21 protein-coding genes are annotated in these 18,684 nt (G+C 69.0%); 13 read left to right on the top strand and 8 right to left on the bottom strand.

From position 1 onward, the window contains the following. On the bottom strand, positions 1 to 501 hold a 501-nt coding region (locus tag PKD89_RS18515), incomplete at its 3' end, for a superoxide dismutase (protein WP_289012135.1). A 307-nt stretch (positions 502 to 808) separates the two neighbouring features. Here PKD89_RS18515 and PKD89_RS18510 point away from each other — a divergent pair. Continuing rightward, entirely contained in the window at positions 809 to 1,207 is a 399-nt protein-coding gene (locus tag PKD89_RS18510; protein WP_289012136.1) for an NERD domain-containing protein, read from the top strand. A gap of 363 nt (positions 1,208 to 1,570) precedes the next feature. Here the strand turns inward: PKD89_RS18510 and PKD89_RS18505 are convergent, their stop codons facing one another. From PKD89_RS18505 to PKD89_RS18480, 6 genes are all read right to left on the bottom strand, one after another. Further along, a complete protein-coding gene (locus PKD89_RS18505; RefSeq protein WP_289012137.1) occupies positions 1,571 to 1,960 on the bottom strand; it encodes a type II toxin-antitoxin system VapC family toxin in 390 nt (129 codons plus the stop codon). A 2-nt stretch (positions 1,961 to 1,962) separates the two neighbouring features. Continuing rightward, complete coding sequence (locus PKD89_RS18500; RefSeq protein WP_287377470.1) at positions 1,963 to 2,238, bottom strand: type II toxin-antitoxin system Phd/YefM family antitoxin; 276 nt, start codon at positions 2,236 to 2,238, stop codon at positions 1,963 to 1,965. 31 nt (positions 2,239 to 2,269) lie between these two features. Then, a complete protein-coding gene (gene selD, locus PKD89_RS18495; protein WP_287377473.1) occupies positions 2,270 to 3,319 on the bottom strand; it encodes a selenide, water dikinase SelD in 1,050 nt (349 codons plus the stop codon). A 96-nt stretch (positions 3,320 to 3,415) separates the two neighbouring features. Beyond that, positions 3,416 to 3,871 carry a hypothetical protein gene (locus PKD89_RS18490; RefSeq protein WP_289012138.1) on the bottom strand — a complete coding sequence of 152 codons (456 nt, stop codon included), beginning with the start codon at positions 3,869 to 3,871 and terminating at the stop codon, positions 3,416 to 3,418. Positions 3,872 to 3,896: 25 nt separating this feature from the next. Then, positions 3,897 to 4,982, bottom strand: coding sequence for a potassium channel family protein (locus tag PKD89_RS18485; protein WP_289012139.1), 1,086 nt, complete (start codon positions 4,980 to 4,982; stop codon positions 3,897 to 3,899). After that, positions 4,979 to 5,326 (bottom strand): hypothetical protein, encoded by a 348-nt coding sequence (locus PKD89_RS18480; RefSeq protein WP_289012140.1) that lies wholly within the window; start codon positions 5,324 to 5,326, stop codon positions 4,979 to 4,981. The genes PKD89_RS18485 and PKD89_RS18480 overlap by 4 nt, the downstream gene beginning before the upstream one ends. Positions 5,327 to 5,572: 246 nt before the next feature. Here PKD89_RS18480 and PKD89_RS18475 point away from each other — a divergent pair, with 246 nt between their 5' ends. From PKD89_RS18475 to PKD89_RS18445, 7 genes are all read left to right on the top strand, one after another. Further along, positions 5,573 to 6,601, top strand: a complete 1,029-nt coding sequence (locus PKD89_RS18475) for a 50S ribosomal protein L11 methyltransferase (RefSeq protein WP_289012141.1) — start codon at positions 5,573 to 5,575, stop codon at positions 6,599 to 6,601. Continuing rightward, positions 6,598 to 7,137 carry a 16S rRNA (guanine(966)-N(2))-methyltransferase RsmD gene (gene rsmD, locus PKD89_RS18470; RefSeq protein ID WP_287377485.1) on the top strand — a complete coding sequence of 180 codons (540 nt, stop codon included), beginning with the start codon at positions 6,598 to 6,600 and terminating at the stop codon, positions 7,135 to 7,137. Before PKD89_RS18475 ends, rsmD begins: the two co-directional genes overlap by 4 nt. A gap of 79 nt (positions 7,138 to 7,216) precedes the next feature. Further along, complete coding sequence (coaD, locus tag PKD89_RS18465; protein ID WP_289012142.1) at positions 7,217 to 7,717, top strand: pantetheine-phosphate adenylyltransferase; 501 nt, start codon at positions 7,217 to 7,219, stop codon at positions 7,715 to 7,717. Continuing rightward, entirely contained in the window at positions 7,714 to 8,439 is a 726-nt protein-coding gene (locus tag PKD89_RS18460) for a hypothetical protein (protein ID WP_287377489.1), read from the top strand. Before coaD ends, PKD89_RS18460 begins: the two co-directional genes overlap by 4 nt. Continuing rightward, complete coding sequence (locus PKD89_RS18455; protein WP_289012143.1) at positions 8,423 to 8,956, top strand: YceD family protein; 534 nt, start codon at positions 8,423 to 8,425, stop codon at positions 8,954 to 8,956. The genes PKD89_RS18460 and PKD89_RS18455 overlap by 17 nt, the downstream gene beginning before the upstream one ends. Positions 8,957 to 9,072: 116 nt before the next feature. Beyond that, complete coding sequence (rpmF, locus tag PKD89_RS18450) at positions 9,073 to 9,252, top strand: 50S ribosomal protein L32 (protein WP_287389397.1); 180 nt, start codon at positions 9,073 to 9,075, stop codon at positions 9,250 to 9,252. A 288-nt stretch (positions 9,253 to 9,540) separates the two neighbouring features. Further along, positions 9,541 to 9,999 carry a hypothetical protein gene (locus PKD89_RS18445; protein WP_287377496.1) on the top strand — a complete coding sequence of 153 codons (459 nt, stop codon included), beginning with the start codon at positions 9,541 to 9,543 and terminating at the stop codon, positions 9,997 to 9,999. Positions 10,000 to 10,036: 37 nt separating this feature from the next. Here PKD89_RS18445 and PKD89_RS18440 read toward each other — a convergent pair whose 3' ends face one another. Further along, positions 10,037 to 12,325 (bottom strand): hypothetical protein, encoded by a 2,289-nt coding sequence (locus PKD89_RS18440; RefSeq protein ID WP_289012144.1) that lies wholly within the window; start codon positions 12,323 to 12,325, stop codon positions 10,037 to 10,039. A gap of 180 nt (positions 12,326 to 12,505) precedes the next feature. Here PKD89_RS18440 and PKD89_RS18435 point away from each other — a divergent pair, with 180 nt between their 5' ends. From PKD89_RS18435 to smc, 5 genes are all read left to right on the top strand, one after another. After that, positions 12,506 to 13,339: a crotonase/enoyl-CoA hydratase family protein gene (locus PKD89_RS18435; protein WP_289012145.1), complete on the top strand. Its 834-nt coding sequence runs from the start codon at positions 12,506 to 12,508 to the stop codon at positions 13,337 to 13,339. A gap of 107 nt (positions 13,340 to 13,446) precedes the next feature. After that, positions 13,447 to 13,740: an acyl carrier protein gene (locus tag PKD89_RS18430; RefSeq protein WP_287377502.1), complete on the top strand. Its 294-nt coding sequence runs from the start codon at positions 13,447 to 13,449 to the stop codon at positions 13,738 to 13,740. Positions 13,741 to 13,817: 77 nt separating this feature from the next. Next, the gene (gene rnc, locus PKD89_RS18425; RefSeq protein ID WP_287377504.1) at positions 13,818 to 14,477 is read left to right on the top strand and encodes a ribonuclease III; all 660 of its coding nucleotides are present in this window, start codon (positions 13,818 to 13,820) and stop codon (positions 14,475 to 14,477) included. A gap of 149 nt (positions 14,478 to 14,626) precedes the next feature. After that, positions 14,627 to 15,493 (top strand): DNA-formamidopyrimidine glycosylase family protein, encoded by an 867-nt coding sequence (locus tag PKD89_RS18420; protein WP_287377506.1) that lies wholly within the window; start codon positions 14,627 to 14,629, stop codon positions 15,491 to 15,493. Between the two features lie 6 nt (positions 15,494 to 15,499). After that, on the top strand, positions 15,500 to 18,684 hold a 3,185-nt coding region (gene smc / locus PKD89_RS18415; protein WP_324332758.1), incomplete at its 3' end, for a chromosome segregation protein SMC.

Genomic DNA, 18,684 nt, shown 5'->3' with positions numbered 1-18,684 from the left:
GCGGTAGTCGATGTAGTAGGCGTGCTCCCACACGTCGATGGTGAGGAGCGCCTTCGCCCCGTGCTTCAGGGGAAGGTCGGCGTTGGCCGTCTTCTCCACCTTCAGCCCGCCGTCGTCGACCAGCCAGGCCCAACCGGATCCGAACTGGGTCTTGGCGGCGGTGGCGAACTCGTCGGCGAACGTGTCGAAGGAACCGAACGCCGAGTTGATGGCGTCGCCGAGCTCGCCGGACGGCTCGCCGCCGCCGGAGGGCGACAGGCAGTTCCAGTAGAACGTGTGGTTCCACACCTGGGCGGCGTTGTTGAACATGCCGCCGTCGGCCTCCATGATGATCTGCTCAAGCGGCAGGTCCGCCTTGTCGGTGCCCTCGATCATCCCGTTGAGGTTGGTGACGTAGGCCTGATGGTGCTTGCCGTAGTGGTACTCGATCGTCTCTTTCGACAGTCCCTTGCTCTCCAAGGCGTCCGGGGCGAAGGGGAGAGGAGGTAGTTCGATTGCCATGATGGCGGTCCTTTCATTGACTGTTAAGTACCTGCCCGCCCAACCGTGATCGCAAACCCCAGGATCGAGGCTGCTCCGTCAGCTGGTGACCGGTTGGGTGTGGGTGATGCCGCCGTGGTGGCGGTGGTAGGTCCGATGATGGTCCCGTATTCGATTGGGGTCAATCACCCGACCGCGCCGTGGCCGTGGTGGAGGCGCCGGTTCGGTCGTCTGGAGCACGGCCGCGAGTTCGGCTCAGTCGCTTCACTGAACCATCAACAGCTCGCTAGGGTCGGCCGGGGAGGATCGTGGACGGCACGTCGAAGCGGTGGAACCAGGTGAGCCCCTCGCAGTTCGAGTGGGAGGCTGCGCACAGGAGGTTCTCCGCGCCCTGCTTCCCGACCAGGACCCCTACCGCGGTTGGACCAACTTCGAGTTCACCAACGGCGGTGCGATCGCCGAGGTGGACTCGCTGGTCATCACGCCCAAGGGCGTCTACCTGATCGAGATCAAGTCGTGGGCGGGCAAGGTCAACGGCGATCAGGGCACCTGGGTGCAACAGCGCCCCGACGGTAGCCGTCGGTCGTTCACCAACCAGGCTGCGGTCAACTCCCGCAAGGTCAAGCAGCTGGCCAGCCTGATCAAGCGCAACTGGCCCCACAACGCCAAGGTGGGCCCGCCGTTCATCCAGTCGCTGGTGTGGTTCTCCCTCGCCGAATTGCGTTAGGCGCTGGGGCCACGCAGGTGGTCGGTCAGTTGAGCTTGTATGAGCCGGCAGCCAGGTGTTCTCGTAGACGTCGCAACGGGCCTGCTCTTCGTCGAGCGAGCAGCGGATGTTATTGGACGGGCTGTGGAATGAGGCGCCCAGGCTGGAGCCGTACGGGCTGGTGGTTGGCACGACCACCTGGTCGGCGACGGCATGGCCGTCGCAACCTGCGCCCTCGCAGGCGCTGGCTGTCGTCGGTGGGACCATTGGCGCTGCGCTGGTCGACGGAGGGGTGCAACCAAGTGGTCAGGAGGGTGAACCATAGAGTGCGCTACCCGTCGGAGGTTCCACACTCGTTCGTCTCGGATGAATCCGAGAGTCGGCTCAGCGGCCCGGAGATGCGACGACCAGTTGGTGGTCGCTGGCAGCTTGTAGCAGCCGGGTCTCGTAGGCGACCAGCAACGGAGCGACCCTTGGCTCCAATGCGCTGGCCAGGTGAATCGCGTCGAGCGAGCGCACTGTCGCTGGCTTGAGCTGTCGGGCGCGGTCGATGATGTGCGAATCGATCGGCTGAAGATCGAGACGGCGGCACACCTCTGCGGCTCGGCTCAGCCCCGCACTACCGTCCGCTCGGGCGGCAGCACGACCGACCTCGATCACCGTGAGTTCGCTGCTGATCGCCCGGTCCAGCCCACGCACGAACTCAAGCAGTTGGGCGCTTTCGGCCTCGGGGATGACCAGCTTCACGACGGCCGAAGCGTCGAGGTACGCCACCCTCACAGACGTTCCTCCCGAAGGGCTTCGAGTGCGTCCGAGCCCTCGGTCGTGATCTCGTTGGTGTGCATCGAATACGTCGACCAACTCGCCGCTGCGGGGCGGAGACGCCCGGCAGCTTGGAGCGCCGCATACTCGTCAGCCGCCGGGCTCAACGGCGTCAGCACCGCCACGGGACGACCTCGGTCGGTTACCTCGAGCGGCCGCTGGTCATCCTGGATCTGGCGTAGGTAAACGCTGAGGTTCTGCCGTAGCTCCCGCACGCCGACCTGTTCCATGACGCACATTGTAGCACTACGACCTTTCCCGCTACCGCAGGGCGATGCTGTGGCCCTCCGGGGCTGGCTCGTTGGTGGTGCCGATGCGGGCGGCGGTGTGGCCAGATTCGGCCAGTCGGGCTAGTACGTCCTGGGTAGCGGCCGGGTTGACGCCGAACACCAGCCCGCCGGAGGTCTGCGCGTCGGCGAGCAGCAGCTGGGTGAGCTCGTCGGCGCCGCCCGGGTCGAGCAGCCCCTTGGCCCAGGCCAGGTTGCGGCGGCTGCCACCGGGCATGATGCCCTCACGCGCCAACTCGACCGCTCCATCGAGGTAGCCGACGGCGGTGGTCTCGATGACGACGGTGACCTTGGACTCGAGGGCCATGCGGCCGAGGTGGCCCAGAAGCCCGAAGCCGGTGACATCGGTGCAGCCGGTGGCTCCGGCGGTGAGCGCCACCTGCGAGGCCACGTCGTTGAGGCGGGTCATCGACGCCACGGCGGCGTCGACCGACGCCTGCGGTGCGGTGTCGGCCTTGATAGCGGTGGTGATCACGCCGATGCCCAGCGGCTTGGTGAGGATGATGTCCTGGCCCGGACGCAGCCCGGCATTGGTCATGATCCGGTCGGGGTGCACCTCGCCGGTGACCGACAGCCCAAACTTGGGCTCGGGGTCATCGATCGTGTGGCCGCCGACGATGACGAAGGATCCGGCCTGGGCGATGTCGTTGGCGCCGGCGAGCAAATCCTGGAGCTGTTCTATGGGCAGCGCTTCGGTGTTCCAGCCGACCAGGTTGAGGGCGAACAGGGGACGTCCGCCCATCGCGTAGACGTCGGAGACAGCGTTGGCGGCGGCCACCCGGCCCCAGGTGCGGGCATCGTCGACGACGGGTGTGATGAAGTCGGCGGTCGACACGAGCGCTCGCTCGTTGTCGAGGCGCCACACTGCGGCGTCGTCGCCGGTGGCGGTTCCCACCAGCAGCTCGGGCGGAGTTTCGGTCTGCATCGGGCGCAGCACCTGCGCCAGCTCGCCGGGGGCGAGCTTGCAGCCTCAACCGGCGCCGTGGCTGAAACGGGTGAGGCGGTTGGTCTCGGCGTCGCTCATCGGGCGGCAGTCGTGACGGGCGGGCGGGGCATGGGCCGAGGGTACAGGCGGTGACCCACCGGGGCCGAGTGCAAGTGGCCCCCCAAGCGGCTTGGCTCAGGAGGCGTCGGCCAACGCCAGGTTGGACCGGTCGAGCGCGCCGGCAAGCACCCGCTCGAACACGTCGAGGTCGCCGTCGCAGGCATCCAGCTCCCCGGGTCCGAGCAGGTAGATGAGTTCTCCGTCGACGTGCGCGAGCACACACGGGGTGCGATCGCCCGACAACGCCTCGACGTCGGGGTCGCGCTCGTTGCGGTGCAGCACCGTGACCGGCACGGGCACCCCGTCCCGCCAGTTGGTCCACGACCGGCGTTCACGGGTCAGACCGTGGGTGATCGAGCACAACGAACAATGGGCGGTGCGCCGAAGCTTGCCCCAAACATAGGACAGCTCGCCGCGCACCCCACCGTCAGCGTCATAGACCATCACCAAACCGGTCACGGTGGCCGCCGCAGCGGTGGCGTCGAGCCGATCCTGCTGCTCGTCGGGGGCCTGAGGTGATGTCGAATTCACTGGAACATCCTGACGCACACCACGATCAGGCCGGGGGCACCCGCTGGATGACGGTCTGCGGCGGCCAGAACTCGTCCGGGCACAGCAGCCAGTGGTCGAGGTACGCCATCGTCGGCCGGTACATGTTGCGGATGTTGGCCACTTCGGTGAGCGCCACCTCGAAGGGCACCAGCTCGAAGCCGTGGGCGGACAGCTGGTCGTACATCTGGCGAACGTCGCGCTCGTGCTGCTCGCCGGTCGGCCGCACCGCCTCGGTCCAGGGATCCAGGTCCGTCCCGTGGGCCATCAGCTGATAGATCATGTCCGCCCTCCGAAGAAACCAGAACGACGAGCCGTTGGATGCGCCGACGATCAGCTGGGCTCGCATCGCCGCTTCGGTCAGCAGCTTCAGGGCGGTCAGCCAGTTGTGCTGACGGTCGTAGCTGCGAAAAAAGCGCAACATCGGGCTGGCACCGTGAGATGCGGCGATGTCGACCGCCCAGCTTTCCCAGTCGGCGAACTTGGCGTCGATCAACTGGGGGTTGGCATCCGGCGACCACGCGAACAGGAGGCTGTTCGGGGTGACCGGACCGGCGGAACCATCGTCGAGCGTGCTCAGCGGGCGTTCGCGGGTGGCGTAGGCGGCGTACAGCATGGGCAGGTAGGCGATGACCAAGGCGGTCGTCACCACCCCCAGCAGTCCCTCGACGAGCACCCCGGCGCGGGGCAGGACGTCGGTGGGAACCACGTCGCCGAACCCGATCGTGAAGAACGAGACGCCGGAGTAGTAGACGTGGCCGAACACCGAGGTGGTGCCCTTGATGCCCCGCATCCCGGCCCAGATCAGACCGAAGCCGACCACCTGCAACGTCACCCACATCGTCAGCAGGATCAGCAACAGCAGCGGCCCGAATGTGGCCAGCAGCCGCTCGCGGGCCGGTCGGTGCTCGCCGATGCGGGCGACGATGCTGCGCAGCCCGAGGAAGGCGTGCCGGGCGACGATCCTCGAAGGCCACATGTTGACGTGGCTGGAACGCGAGCTGGACGTGGTGACCAGGGTGTTGACCAGGTCGGCGACCGCGACGATCACCATGATCGCACCGACCGTCACCATCACCGCGTGGGCGATCACGGGCCGATGACCGCCCAGCCGCGTCGTTGCAGTTCGGCGGCCAGCACCTCGTCGGGCACGTCGCGAAGGCGCAAACCCGCCTCGGCGTTCTGGCGCTCCTCGTGCGAGATCCGGCGGGGCTCGGGCGGGGCAGAGGGTGTCGCTGATGCTCCTTCGTCATCCGGAGGTGGCGCGAACGGTCCGTCGTGGCCCTCCGCCTGGGCCTCGAGCAGGCCGATCAGCGCCTCGGCCTCGTCGCGGGTGAACTTGCCGTTCGCCTGCCGCTGCGTCAGCCCCAGCGGGCCCCGGGCGTCGCGAAAATCGCTGTGACCCGCCGCCTCGATCAGCGCTTCCAGGTCCCTCATCTGCCGTCCACCCGCCGGTGGACCGGCTGCCTGCCCGAATGCCATGGGATGATCCTGCCACCTGGCGGCCTGCAGGGGGTGGGTAGGGGGCACCGGGGCGCCCGCCCCGCCATGTGCGGCCGGCCCCCGCTGGGAAATGAGTCGGGTGGGCCGGGCTTGGGGAACCGCCTGTCGATCTACGGCTGAGCGTGAGAGCGGCCCGAGGCCGATGCTGCGACCGGTCGGCGACTTTGGGACGATGGGCAGATGACCGAAACGGGAGCAGCCGCCGCCCCTTGGCCGAGCGAGATGCCCCCCGAACGGCGGCCCTCTGCGGCCGAAGCACCGCCCTCCGCCGTCCAGCTGACGATCGCGGTGCCCGACGACGAGACTGCCGAGGTTCTCGCCGCCGTGGTGTGGGGTGGCGCCGCAGGCGCAGTGCCGCCGCCCGACGGGGTGGAGGAACGGGATACAGCTGACGAAGGTGTTCGCTGGGTGATCAGCTGGGTGGATCCGCCCGCTCCCGAACTTCTGGAGACGCTGGGCGCCGAGCTGTGCCGCAACGGCGCCGACGTCGTGGGCACCTCGTCGGTGGCCCACGACCAGGGACTCGACGCCTGGCGTGATTACGCCAGCGTGTGGCGGGCCGGACCGTTTGCCGTGCGGCCGCCGTGGCTGGAGGCGATCCCCGATGCCGGGACGATCGACCTGGTGATCGACCCCGGCGCCACGTTTGGCTCTGGATCGCACCAGAGCACCCGCATGGCCCTCGAGCTGCTCGCCGACCTGCCGATCGACAAGATGCCGGTCGTCGACGTGGGCAGCGGCTCAGGGATCCTCGGCATCGGAGCAGCGCTGTTGGGAGCCGCTCGGGTGGATCTGGTCGAGCTCGACCCCCGAGGTGAGAACGTTGGCCTGACCAACGCCTTTCGCAACCGGGTCGCCGACCGGGTGCGGTGGGCCGGGACCGACGCAACGGCATTGGCAGGCGTTCGAACGGGTCCTGCGCAGCACGAACCGCGTGTGGTCGCCGCCAACATGTTGATCGGCGAGCTGGAGGCGGTAGCCCCGTCCCTGCGGGCGCTCGCCGGGACCGGCGGCCTCGTCATCGCCGCAGGCGTCCTGGAGTCCCAGGTGCCCCGACTGATGCAGGCACTGGGCGCCCATCGTCGCGTCGATTGTCGCATCGAACCCTCCGAAACCGACCCGTCGGTCAGTTGGGCCGCCCTGGCGTTGGAGCTCCAACCCGCGCCCGATCCGGAAGCCGATGACGTCGACCCGAGGACGCCTCGATGAGGGTGGTTGCGGGCAGCGCAGCCGGCCGTCGCCTGGAGGCACCGCCGGGGACGGCCACCCGGCCCACCGGTGACCGGGTGCGCGAGGCGACGTTCAACTCGCTGGGCTCGTTGGGCCTAGTGCAGGACGCCACGCTGATCGACGTGTTCGCCGGCAGTGGTGCCCTGGGCATCGAGGCCCTGTCGCGAGGGGCCGAGTCGGTGACCTTTCTCGAACGTGACCCCAGGGCGGTGCGGGTGATCAAGGCCAACCTGGCGACGGTCGGGCTGGCCGAGCGGGCCGAGGTGGTGCGGGGCGACGCCCTCGCGTACCTGGCATCCACCGAGCGGCGCTGGGACGTGGCGCTGCTCGACCCGCCGTATCGCTGGGACGGATGGGACCGGCTGTGGCTCGCGCTGCCGGTGGAGTGGGCCGTCGTGGAACGCGATGTCGAGACGGAACCGCCCGAGGGCTGGAAGCGGCAGCGGTCCCGACGCTACGGCGGCACCTGGGTCACCGTGCTGAGCAGCGATCAGCCCTCCGGCGCGGCCATCTGATCACCGAGCGCGAGGTCCCCTCGCACGTTCGGTCCCAGGCGGCGCCCGAAGGGGTGGCCCGCGCAGCTACGATCGCCGTGTGACCACGGTGCTCTATCCCGGCTCGTTCGATCCCATCCACAACGGACACGTGGAGATCGTCGAAACCGCCTCCCGCCTCTTCGACCGGGTGGTGGTCGCCACCCTGCACAACCCCCAGAAGCGGTCGGGGCTGTTCGACCTGGCCGAGCGAAGCAGGCTGATCGCGGCCAGCCTCGCCCATCTGGACAACGTCGAGGTGACCAGCTTCTCCAGCCTGGTGGTTGATCTGGCCAAGGAGGTGGAGGCCAGCTTCATCGTCAAGGGCCTGCGGGCGGTGTCGGACTTCGAGTCCGAACTGCAGATGGCCCAGACCAACACCACGATTTCCGGGGTGGATACCTTGTTCATCCCGTCGGCCAGTTCGCATTCGTTTCTGGCCTCCAAGCTGATCCGCGAGATCGCCCGCTTCGGCGGCGAGATCTCGGGGATGGTCCCCCCGGCGGTGGCGGACGCCTTGCACCAACGATTCACCGAATCGAACGAGGAGATTCACACATGAACGACGGCGTGAGCTTTGACGAGGGCTACCAGGACGACGATGCCTACGACACCCGCCCCCTGGCCTCGGGTGAGCACCGGCAGTACACGGCGAGCGACTACCTCGACGACGCGCCGGCCGACGACCTGAGCGTCGACTTCGCCGAGGAGCCGCTCGATACGGCGGGCTACACGATGCCCCGCACCGAGCAGCTGCTGCGCCGGGTGGTCGACCTGATCGAGGCCGCTCCCGGCCTGCCGATGTCGGCGTCGGTGCGCATCAACAAAGACGAGATCCTCGAGCTGCTCGACGACGGCGTGGCCCGCCTGCCCGACGAGCTGCGCGCCGCCCGATGGCTGTTGAAGGAGCGCGACGAGTTTCTCGCCAAGACCCGGCGGGACGGTGAGGAGATCATCTCCGACGCCAAGGCGAGGGTGGCCCACATGGTGCAGCGCACCGAGGTGGTGAAGGCGGCCGAGCAGCATGCTCGCAAGGTGACCGAGGACGCCGAGGCCGAAGCCCGGCGCATGCACCACGAGGTCGAGGACTACTGCGACCAGAAGCTGGCCAGCTTTGAGATCGTGCTGGAGCGCATCACCCGAGCGGTGGGCGCCGGACGCCAGAAGTTGTCGGCCACCTCCCTGGCAGAGGCGCAGCTGGCGCCTCAGGAAGAGGACTCGCTGTCGGAGGCACTGTTCTTCGACCAGGACGCCATGGATGCCGAACGTGAGTCGCAGCAGTAGCGGCCGCCCCGCCCATGGGCCGCTGCTGGTGCCGGTCGCCGAGCTGCGGCGGCGGGTCGGCAACGTCGACGAGGTTGAGGGGGCGGTGGCGCTCGACGGTGCGGAGGTGTTGGGCACCCGGCTGGCCGACGGGGCCGAAGCCACGGTTGCCCTGCGCCTGGAGGCCCTCTCGGACGCCGTGGTGATCACCGGCGAGGCCGAGGCCCCATGGGAGGGCGAGTGCCGTCGCTGCCTCGAGCCGGTCTCGGGGATGACGATCGGCGACATCGATGAGGTGGCGCGGACGATGCCCCTCGATGGCGAGCTGGCGATCGAGGACGACCGCATCGACCTCACCGAGGCGGTGCGGGCCGCCGTGGTGCTCGCGTTGCCGATGGCACCGCTGTGCAGCGACGACTGCATGGGCCCAGACCCGGAGGCCTACCCGGTCACGGTCGAGGACAAGGCTGACGACGACGAAGCACCTCCACCCGACCCCCGGTGGGCCGCCCTCTCGGAGCTCCACCCCGACGAGTGAACCGGGCGTTTGGACCGCCGAGGTGCACGGCGGGACGGCGGGACGGTAACGTGGTCGGCTGGCCGTAGCCCGCACCCCCGCAATGGTGCCCGGCGCCCCCGACTGAAGGTGTTCCCATGGCTGTTCCCAAGCGCAAGACCTCCAAGGCGAAGAGCCGTACCCGTCGGGCGTCCAACTGGCGTCTCGAGTCGGCGCCTCGCTCGCTGTGCGATCGCTGCAACACCCCAAAGCGGCCCCACACGGTGTGCTCCAACTGTGGTTGGTACCACGGTCGTCAGGCGATTGAAGTCAGCTGAACCTGTTCGGCCCGGCCCGCCTGCATCAGCGGCGGGAGTGTGATGCTCGGCCGAGGTTGTTCGGCCCGGCCACCGAGCTGGCTGGCCCGGTGAGCACCCAGATCTAGTTTGCGCTTGTGAGTACTTGCGGGCAGTCGGTCGGGCCGCGCATCTACATCCTGGCTGTCACAGGGCGTCGGTACCGTTGACCGCGTTGCAACGCTTTGTCGTGTTGATATCGATCGCGTTGCCCGGTCGGAGGCTCCGGAGGCCTCTTCGTGAGGTTCGGCTGACGACGGGAGACGCCCGATGACGATCACCAATGAGGACCGCTACGCTTTGCAGGAACGAGCCAACTCGGTCCTGGGAAGGGAGCACGCTGCCACCATGATGGAGCTACTTCCACCGGTCGGCTGGGCGGATGTCGCCACCAAAAGCGATCTCGATGCTCAGAGCGAGACCCTGACCCTCAAGCTGCGCCTCGAATGGGCCGCTGCGGAGCAACGGATTCGTGGCGACATGGCGTCGATGGAGATGGGTATCCGTGGCGATATGGCGTCGATGGAGAAGAACCTCCGCAGTGACATGGCGTCGATGCAACAGGGGCACAGCGGTGACATGGCGTCGATGGAGAACGCGATCGCCGAGCTTCGGGTCAGCTTCGAGGCCGGGCTCCGGCAGTTTCAGAACCGGATAGTGGTGATCGTCGTATCGTTGGTAGGCGCGCTCGCCGCCATTGTGGGTGCAATGGCGGCGTTCTTGGCGTAACCCGGGCTGCGCCGGTGGTCGGCGCCGCGCTGACGACCTACTTGAGGCCGACGGTGCGCGTCCGCGCGTCGAAGTCGAGGCTCAACGTGGCCGAGTCGGTGGCAAACTCGTGCGTGGTGTCCAGGTGGTCGACCGTGCCGAACGCCGACTCGTGGCGCGGGTAGTCGGCCAGCGACACCTCAATGCCTCCGACGGTGAAGGGTGCGGTCGAGCCGAACCCCAGAGCCCCGGCAGACGTTGAGTCGTAGCCGACGGTGAAGCCGTCGTCGCTTCGGTCGACCGTCGGCCGGGAAGCCAGGATCGACTCCTTCCACTCGTCGAAGCCGCCGTCGGCGGCCTCGCCCACCTCGGCGATCCAGACGTTTTCGGGCCCGCCCTCGGCAACCAGGTCGAAGGGCTTGGTCATCGCATCGGTGGCAAACTTGGCCGGATCGGTGTCGCGCCAGGTCGGCTTGCGCCATGACCACAGGGCGATCCAGCCGTCGCCCTTGCGGGCGATGGTCCAGTGGTCGTCCTGGGTCACCTCGTCGAAGCGGTCCTGGGGTACGAACGCGTGGGTGAGGGGCTGGTAGCCGAACACGGTCCACAACAGCTCGTCGGTGCCCTCGTCCCACGCCGGTTGGTAGATGTGGATCGCCGCTCGCTCGTATTGGGCCGATCGGGGCATCGACGCCTCGCCGGTCCAGTAGCCGGGCCGGCCATCGTCGTCCCAGTCGGTGCTCTCGTCCCGGTCGGTTACCGGATGGTTGGTGAAGACAAGCGCGTCGGCATCGATGGCGGCCTGCCAGCTGTGAGCCTGGTCCCTCATCGCCCCGAAGCGGTGGTCCTGCACCGAGGCGAGCGACACGTCGTCGCCTCGCCACGCATAGGTGTTGGCCTCGGACAGGAAACCGAAGTTGACGATGTTGTGGTTCTGTTGGAGCCAGGGACGTATCCGATCGATGTCGCCGCCGTTGAGGTCGACCAGCGCCTTGACCTGCTCGAGAAGCGGCACCTCGAACAGGTTGTAACGCTCGGCTTGGGCCACGCCGATGCCGGCCACCTGCCAGGTGCCCACAGCTCCCAGGCTCCACCAGAACGACAGGTTGGCCGCATCGTCGAAGTCGTAGCCAAAGGGCGCCTCGGGGTTTGTGGTCACCGGGGCGGCGTCGTCGACCAAGATGCCGTGCCGCTCGCGCACGACCCCGGGTGCCTCGGCGACCGCCATGTCGACGACGGCCCGGGGCGGACGGTAGGAGGTGGCGGCGCACAGGTAGGTGGTGCCGGTGTCGGTGTGATTCTGAAAGCCGAAGTCGGTGTCGTCGAAGAGGAACTTGGACACGCCGAACGTGGCCTCGTCCCGCGAGGTCATCTTGTCCTTCTTATAGGTGCGACCCCGCGGTGCGGTGTAGCTGCCGGCGTGGGTGTGGGCGGCCAGGTCGACGAGGCATAGGTCCAATGCCATGGCGGCTGCAACGGCGAGCTCCTCGTCCCCGCCCAGCTCGATCAGCGTGACCAGCGGGGTGATGTTCTTCAGCATGTACACGTTGGAGTGCCACTCGAAGAAGCCGAACCGGGCCCGTTCGTCGATCCACTTGAGAATCCCAGGCTTGGCGCGCTCGGAGTGCTCGGCGCCGGCCAGGCCGGTGATCGTGAAGGTCTCCTCCGACAGGTGCCGGCCGGCCAGGTACTCGATGACCAGCCCGATGATGATGTGGTTTTCCGACCAGTACCAGAGGTTGTCCACCCGGCTGTTCGGGTTGGGGTCGTCATAGCGATAGCGGTTGTCGACCAGCCGCTGCTCGATCGCCTCGATGACGTCCGGGGCGAGCGTGGTCATCCCGGCGTTGAACGATGCAGCATTCGCTGATGCAGTGTTGGAGGGTGGAGCCTTGGACGAGTCCCCGCCGTCGGTGCCGAGCCGGAGGAGCCACAGCAGATACATGAGGTCGAAGTCGCGGGTGTCCTCCCATCCGTCGATCTTGGTCCAGGTGTCCGCAAGCGAGTCGACGGTGACCGCCTCGACGTTCCAGCGGTAGTCGGGATCGCGTCGAGCCCGGATGAGGTGGCCCGCGACCCCGGTGGCGTTGCCGGCGTCGAACTCGGTGGTGGCGAAGGCCAGGTACTCGTCGACGCGCCGCTGGTAGACCGCCTCGTCGATCAGCCCGTCGTCGCCGGGTGCCGCTCCCGGTGTCGGCATGGATGCACAGCCTGCGCCGTCGTTGCACACATCGGGCAGCGGATCGCCGGAGGCGCTGTTGCTCTCGGTGGTGCACGACGTCATGGCCAGCGCCCCGGCCAGTCCGGCCGACCCGGCCAAAAAGAACCGACGGTTGATGTTGACCACGTGAACTCCCCGATGCTCAGCGCCCCACTCCCACCGTCCATGCTGCGTCACGAGCCGGCGGGTGCCAGGCCGATGGTAGATCGGAAGGCGGCGCCGCGGCGCCGTGACCCAGAGAACCGTGACTCAGAGAACCGTGACCCAGAGAACCGTGACCCAGAGAACCGTGACACTGTGGACGCCATGGGCATAGCCACAGAGACCACCGGCCGGACCCTGGTGGTCACCATCGACCGCCCGAAGCGCCGCAACGCCGTCGACCGCACGACCGCCGACGAATTGCACCGGGCGTTTGTCGCCTTCGATGCTGACGGAGGCCTCGACGTGGCCGTGTTGACCGGTGCCGGCGGCAACTTCTGCGCCGGGGCCGACCTGCATGCGATCGGCACGGGCGACGGCAACCGGGTGTCCGACGACCCCGACGCACCGGCGCCGCTCGGCTGCACGCGGCTGCTGCTCGACAAGCCCGTGATCGCCGCAGTCGAGGGCTTCGCCGTCGCCGGCGGGCTCGAACTGGCGCTGTGGTGTGACCTGCGGGTGGCGGCCACCGACGCCACCTTCGGCGTGTACTGCCGCCGCTTCGGGGTGCCCCTGGTCGATGGCGGCACGGTGCGGTTGCCTCGTCTGATCGGCCAGAGCCGGGCGTCGGACATGATCCTCACCGGCCGGGGGATCTCCGGGGTGGAGGCGGGGGAGTGGGGCCTGGCCAACCGCACGTGCGCGCCGGGATCGGCGCTCGACGCCGCGCTCGAGCTGGCGGCGTCGATCGCCGAGTTTCCGCAGCAGTGCCTGCGCAACGATCGGCGTTCCAGCTACGAGCAGTGGGGCCTCGGCCTCGACGATGCGCTGGCCAACGAGACCCGGCTGGGGTTGGCGACGCTGCACAGCGGCGAGACCCTCGAGGGGGCCGCCCGATTTGTCGCCGGGGCTGGCAGGAGTGGAGCCGCAGTGCCTCCGACTCGGGAGCCAGGCCAGCCCGGTCTGGGCCCGGTCGAAACCGGTGACGGCCAACGGTAGTAAGGTCGCCCCTCCGATGAAGGGCCCGTTTACCCGGCGGGCCGTTCACAGGTACTCGTCACCACGGGCTCGTCACCGACCAGCCTGTCGACCAGATGGAGGCAGCGGTGCCCGCCGAGACACATATGGAACGCCAGTCGCTCGACCGTGACGCAGTGCTGCAACTCGTCAAGGAGCAGCTGGCCGACATCATGGAGTCCGATGTCGACGCGATCGGCGAGGATGACCGCTTCGCCGAGGACCTTCACACCGACAGCCTCGCCCTCGTCGAGTTGGTCGAGGTGCTCGAGGACGAGCTAGCCGAGCGTTCCTGCGCGGTGCTCTTCGACGACGAGGACCTGGTCGACCTGCTCACCGTGCGCGATGCCGTCGACTACGTCATGGCTCGGATGGGATCCTGAGCGCCGCCATCGCGCAGCGATCCCGCACCGTGGGCAGCCGTCGACCGAATCGTGATCAAAAGGGCGCAGCCCGAGCCTTGGCCCAGCGGCTGGGCCACGACTTTGCCAACGTTCAGCTGCTTCGTCTAGCTCTGGTGCACCGCTCGGCGTTCGCCGAGGAGCAGCTGGCCGAGTCGAACGAACGCCTGGAGTTTCTCGGCGACTCGGTGCTCGGGTTGGTCATCACCGATGCGCTGTATCGGCGCCGCAGCGAACAGGCCGAGGGTCGCCTGGCCCGTGCCCGGGCCGAGCTGGTCGACGAGACGACGCTGGCCGAAGCGGCCCGACGGATCGACGTGGGATCGGCGCTGCGGCTCGGGCGGGGCGAGGACACCAGCGGGGGACGGGACAAGGCCTCGATCCTCGCCGATGCCACCGAAGCCCTGATCGGAGCGGTGTATCTCGACGGTGGGTTCGAGGCGGCACGCCGGGTGGTGACAGGCCTGCTGGAGCCGGTCTTCGACCAACGCCTGGGGCTGGCCGATCCCAAATCCCACCTGCAGGAGTTGGCGGCGGCGCGAGGTCTCGGCGAGCCTCGCTACCACACCGAATCCTCCGGCCCCGACCACCGCAAGCAGTTCAGTACTACGGTCGAGGTCAGCGACAGGCGCTTCGGGCCCGGCACGGGGCACTCGAAACGACAGTCAGAACAGGCAGCGGCCGGCCTCGCACTCGGGGCCCTGGAGACACCGGAGTAGTGGTTGCGGTGGCGCGAGACGCCCAGTACCGCGAGTATCAGCACCCAGAACGCCAGCCGACAGATCAACACCTTCCATCCCAGGGCAAGCAGCCCCCGCTGACGGGGCACGAGCATCCTCCCAGGGCAACAGCGATGAACGGAGAGCCCATGGAATTACCCGAGTACGAAGTGATCCGGCGAGATCTCGAGCGTGAGGCGGGCGGCAAGAAGATCGCCTCGATCGCCGTCCACCGGCCCAAGCTGCTGGTGGAGACCACCGAGAAGGAGCTGACCGAAGGCACCGAAGGCATCAAGGTGTCCAACGTCGAACGGCTCGGGCCCTACCTCGTCTTCCGCTTGGCCGGCGGTCAGGCGATGACGATCCGCCTTGGCGCCGGCTCGTGGCTGCGCAAGGACATTCCGGAGAAGGCCAAGTCGAAGTCCCGCAAGACCGACTCGTCGCCGCCCCGGCCCGAGCCCGAGTCCGATCTGGTGATCTCGTTCACGCAGGGCAAACCGATCCGGCTCAACGATCCGGAGAAGACCTGCGAGGTGCGGCTGCTGGCCCAGGAGGACCTCACCACCCTGCCCGACGCCACCGCGCTGGGCATGGACGTCGTGGCGACCCCGGTGTCGTGGGTGTCGTTCGGCGATGCGCTGCTGCGCCGCAGCGGCAAGCTGAAGTCGATCCTGATGGACCAGACGTTCCTCGTCGGGATCGGACCGATCTACTCCGACGAGATCCTGTTCACCTCCGGCCTGCGCTTCGACCGGAACCCGGCGTCGCTGTCGGCCCAGGAGGTCCGCCGCCTGTACCGGGCGGTCGTCGAGACGATGCACGATGCGATCAAGTACGGCGGCACCGCCGTCGACGATCCGCCGTTCGAGGACCTGTCCGGCAAGACCGGCGGCTACGGCGAGTATCTGGCGGTGTACCGCAAGGACGGCCTGATGAGCCCGAGGGCCCGCGGACCGGTGGTGAAGCGCCGCTACGGCCACGGCTGGACGTTCTATTGCGAGCAGACCCAGGTCTAAGCACCGGTGTTCCTCAAGAGCCTGCAACTGAAAGGGTTCAAGTCCTTCGCTGACTCGACCACCCTGGTGATGGAGCCCGGCGTCACCGTCGTGGTCGGCCCCAACGGTTCGGGCAAGTCCAACGTGGTCGATGCCATCGGCTGGGTTCTCGGTGCCCAAGCGCCGTCGGCGGTGCGCTCGGCCAAGATGGACGATGTGATCTTCGCCGGTGCGGACAACCGCTCGGCGCTGGGCCGGGCCGAGGTGTCGCTTACGATCGACAACTCGGCGGGCATGTTGCCGATCGAGTTCGCCGAGGTGACGATCAAGCGGGTGCTGTTTCGCTCCGGCGACAGCGAGTACTCGATCAACGGCGCCGCCTGTCGGTTGCTCGACATCCAGGATCTGCTGTCGGACAGCGGCGTGGGCCGCCAACAACACGTCATCATCAGCCAGGGCCAGATCGATGCGGTGCTCAACGCCAAGGCCGAGGATCGCCGGGCGATCATCGAGGAGGCGGCCGGGATCCTCAAGCATCGTCGCCGCAAGGAACGGGCCGAGCGCCGGTTGGCCTCGACCGAGGCCAACCTCACCCGGGTGAGCGACCTGCTGCGCGAGGTTCGCCGTCAGCTGCGACCGCTGGAGCGTCAGGCCGAAGCGGCCCGGCGTCACGGCGACCTCACCGCCGAGCTGTCGGCGCTGCGCATCCACCTGCTGGGCAAGCGCCTGGCCGGGTTGCGCCGCCAGCTGGCCGAGCGGGCCGCCGACGGTGCTGCCATGCGCACCGAGGATCAGCGGTTGCGGGCCGCCCTGGCCGACCTCGACGCCCGGGTGGTCGCCGCCGAGGCCGAACTGGCCGCCTCGGGCGAGGCCGACCACTCCGGCTGGTTGACCCGATACGAGGCGCTGCGCGAGCGGGCGCGCGGCCAGGGCGCATTGCTGGCCGAGCGTCGCCGCAACCTGGAACGTGAACGCGAGTCGTTCATCGACGAGGGCGTGATCGCTGCGCTTGAGGCCGAGGGCGCCCAGCTCGACCTGGACATCGCCGGGGTCGATACCGCCACCCACGCGTTGGAGGATGCCGACGACGAGTGGCGCCGCGCCGAGCAGGCGCTGTCGATCGCCCGAACCGACTTCGAGGCCACCTGGGGTGATGGGGTGCCCAAGCCGAGCGGCGACGCCGCCGGAGTGCGCGGTGAGTTGGCCGCGTTGGGCCGCGCCATCGACGCCCAGGAGCGCGATGCGCAGCGGCTGACCAGCCGGCGCGAGCAGTTGACCCAACGACGATTGCGCCTCGCCGAGGAGATCGCCACCGCCGAGGCCCAGCTGGCGCTGGGCGAGGCCGACCACGACGCCGCGGTTGTCACCGCCGAGGCCGATCGGGACGCCGCTCGCAGCGCGCTGGCCAAGGCCGACGAGGCCGCCCGCGACGCCGCCAACGAGCGCGCCGGGTGGACGGCCCGTTCCAAGGCTCTGGCTCAGGCTCTCGATGCCGCCCGCAGCCGGGCCGGGGCCGAGCGCATCGCCCAGGTGGAGGGCTACATCGGCACGCTGCTCGACGTCATCGAGGTGGACGCCGGTTGGGAGGCCGCCTTTGAGGCCGCCGCCGGCGACTCGCTCTCGTCGGTGGTGATGGCCGACCCCAAAGCGGCCCGCAGAGCGCTCGACGCGCTCAGCGCGGAGGGCGGCGCCGGTGCGGTGCTCGCCCTCGGTGCGGCGCCCGGAGGCGACCACGATTCGGCGATCGCCACCACGTCGTCGGTGCGCTCCCACGTGCGGGCCGGCTCCCAAGCCGCAGGTCGAGGCGTGGACGCGCTGTTGGACGCCCTGCTCGGCGGGGCGGTGTGCGTCGACGGCGGTTGGCGCGTCGCCGCCGACGTGGCACTCGCGCACCCCGGCCGGGTGGTCGTCACCCGCGACGGCGACCGCTTCGGCGTCTCCGGCTGGCGGATTGGCACCTCGACCACCGAAGCGACCGGTGCTGCGCTCGAAGAGGCCGAAGGGCACGCCGAGCGGACCCAGGCGGTCGACGAGCAGGCCAAGGCGGCGCTGGTCGCCGCCAGGACCTCGGCGTCGGAGGCCGACGCTGTGCTGCGCGACGCCGAGCGGGCCCGCGACCGGGCCAAGGCTGCCCGCACGTCGGCCGAGCGCGAGGCCGAGCGGGCCACCGCAGCCGCAAGCGAGGCCGACGCCGAACTGGTACGCCTCGACGCGGAGGCGGCCGAGCTCGCCGAACGCTCGCAGGCCGACGCCGCCCGGCGACTCGAGCTGGAACGGGCGCTGCCTGCGCTGGAGGCCGAGGAGGCCCACCTGGCCGAACGCGAGCGGGCGATGGGCGAGGCCCGGGCCCGGCTGGACGAACGGGCCGGCGCCACCGCTGCGCTGCGCCGCGAGCTGGAAGTGCGGGCGGCGGGGGTGGAGGAGCGTCGCCGCATGCTGACCGACCGTCGAGTGTCGGTGCGCGACCGACTGGAGCGCAACCGCGCCGAGGCGGAGGCCGCCGCCGAGCGTCGCGTCGAGCTGGACGCACGGGCCGAGGCGACCGAACGCCTGGCCGTGTTCGTCGCCAAGCGGCTGGCGGTCGTCGAGACCGACCTGGTCGGCGTGCGCGAGGCCCGGCGCCAACAGAGCGAGCAGGCCCGGGCGGTCACCGGCGAGCTCGAGCGCTTGCGCTCCGAGCGAAGCTCCACCGAACGCTCGCTGAACGAGCTGGGCGAACGCCGCCACCAGGCCGAGGTGGCCGATGCGGAGCTGCGCCTGCGCCTCGAGACGCTGACCGAACAGGCCCGAACCGAACTGGACGTGGAGCCGGAGGTGGCCGAGGCCGCCCCCGCGCCCGAGCTGCCCGAGGGGATCAGCGGCGCCGAGCAGCTGCGGGTGCTCGAGCGCGAGCTGCGGCTGATGGGCCCGATCAACCCGCTGGCGGTGGCCGAGTTCGCCGAGCTGTCCGAGCGCCACGAGTTTCTCGGCGCCCAGTTGGAAGACGTGCGCTCGTCGCGCCGGGAGCTGTCCAAGATCATCAAGGCGGTCGACGACGAGATCGTGTCGGTGTTCGCCGCCGCCTATGCAGACGTGGCCGGGCACTTCGAGGCGCTGTTCTCCACCCTGTTCCCCGGCGGCGAGGGATCGCTGTCGCTCACCGATCCCCACGACCTGCTGAACACCGGCATCGAGCTGAAGGCCCGCCCGTCCGGCAAGAACGTGCGCAAGCT

This window comes from Candidatus Neomicrothrix sp., assembly GCF_035329545.1.
GTDB classification, from domain to species: domain Bacteria; phylum Actinomycetota; class Acidimicrobiia; order Acidimicrobiales; family Microtrichaceae; genus Microthrix; species Microthrix subdominans.
The sequence above is the reverse complement of the archived record's forward strand: the minus strand, read 5'-3'. Positions and strand labels throughout refer to the sequence as shown.

Coding starts and splice junctions, on each gene's coding strand:
- PKD89_RS18500 (WP_287377470.1), bottom strand. CDS start 2,238: ATGGAACAGGTCGGCGTGCGGGAGCTACGGCAGAACCTCAGCGTTTAC.
- PKD89_RS18480 (WP_289012140.1), bottom strand. CDS start 5,326: ATGAGGGACCTGGAAGCGCTGATCGAGGCGGCGGGTCACAGCGATTTT.
- PKD89_RS18475 (WP_289012141.1), top strand. CDS start 5,573: ATGACCGAAACGGGAGCAGCCGCCGCCCCTTGGCCGAGCGAGATGCCC.
- rsmD (WP_287377485.1), top strand. CDS start 6,598: ATGAGGGTGGTTGCGGGCAGCGCAGCCGGCCGTCGCCTGGAGGCACCG.
- PKD89_RS18460 (WP_287377489.1), top strand. CDS start 7,714: ATGAACGACGGCGTGAGCTTTGACGAGGGCTACCAGGACGACGATGCC.
- rpmF (WP_287389397.1), top strand. CDS start 9,073: ATGGCTGTTCCCAAGCGCAAGACCTCCAAGGCGAAGAGCCGTACCCGT.
- PKD89_RS18445 (WP_287377496.1), top strand. CDS start 9,541: ATGACGATCACCAATGAGGACCGCTACGCTTTGCAGGAACGAGCCAAC.
- PKD89_RS18435 (WP_289012145.1), top strand. CDS start 12,506: ATGGGCATAGCCACAGAGACCACCGGCCGGACCCTGGTGGTCACCATC.
- PKD89_RS18420 (WP_287377506.1), top strand. CDS start 14,627: ATGGAATTACCCGAGTACGAAGTGATCCGGCGAGATCTCGAGCGTGAG.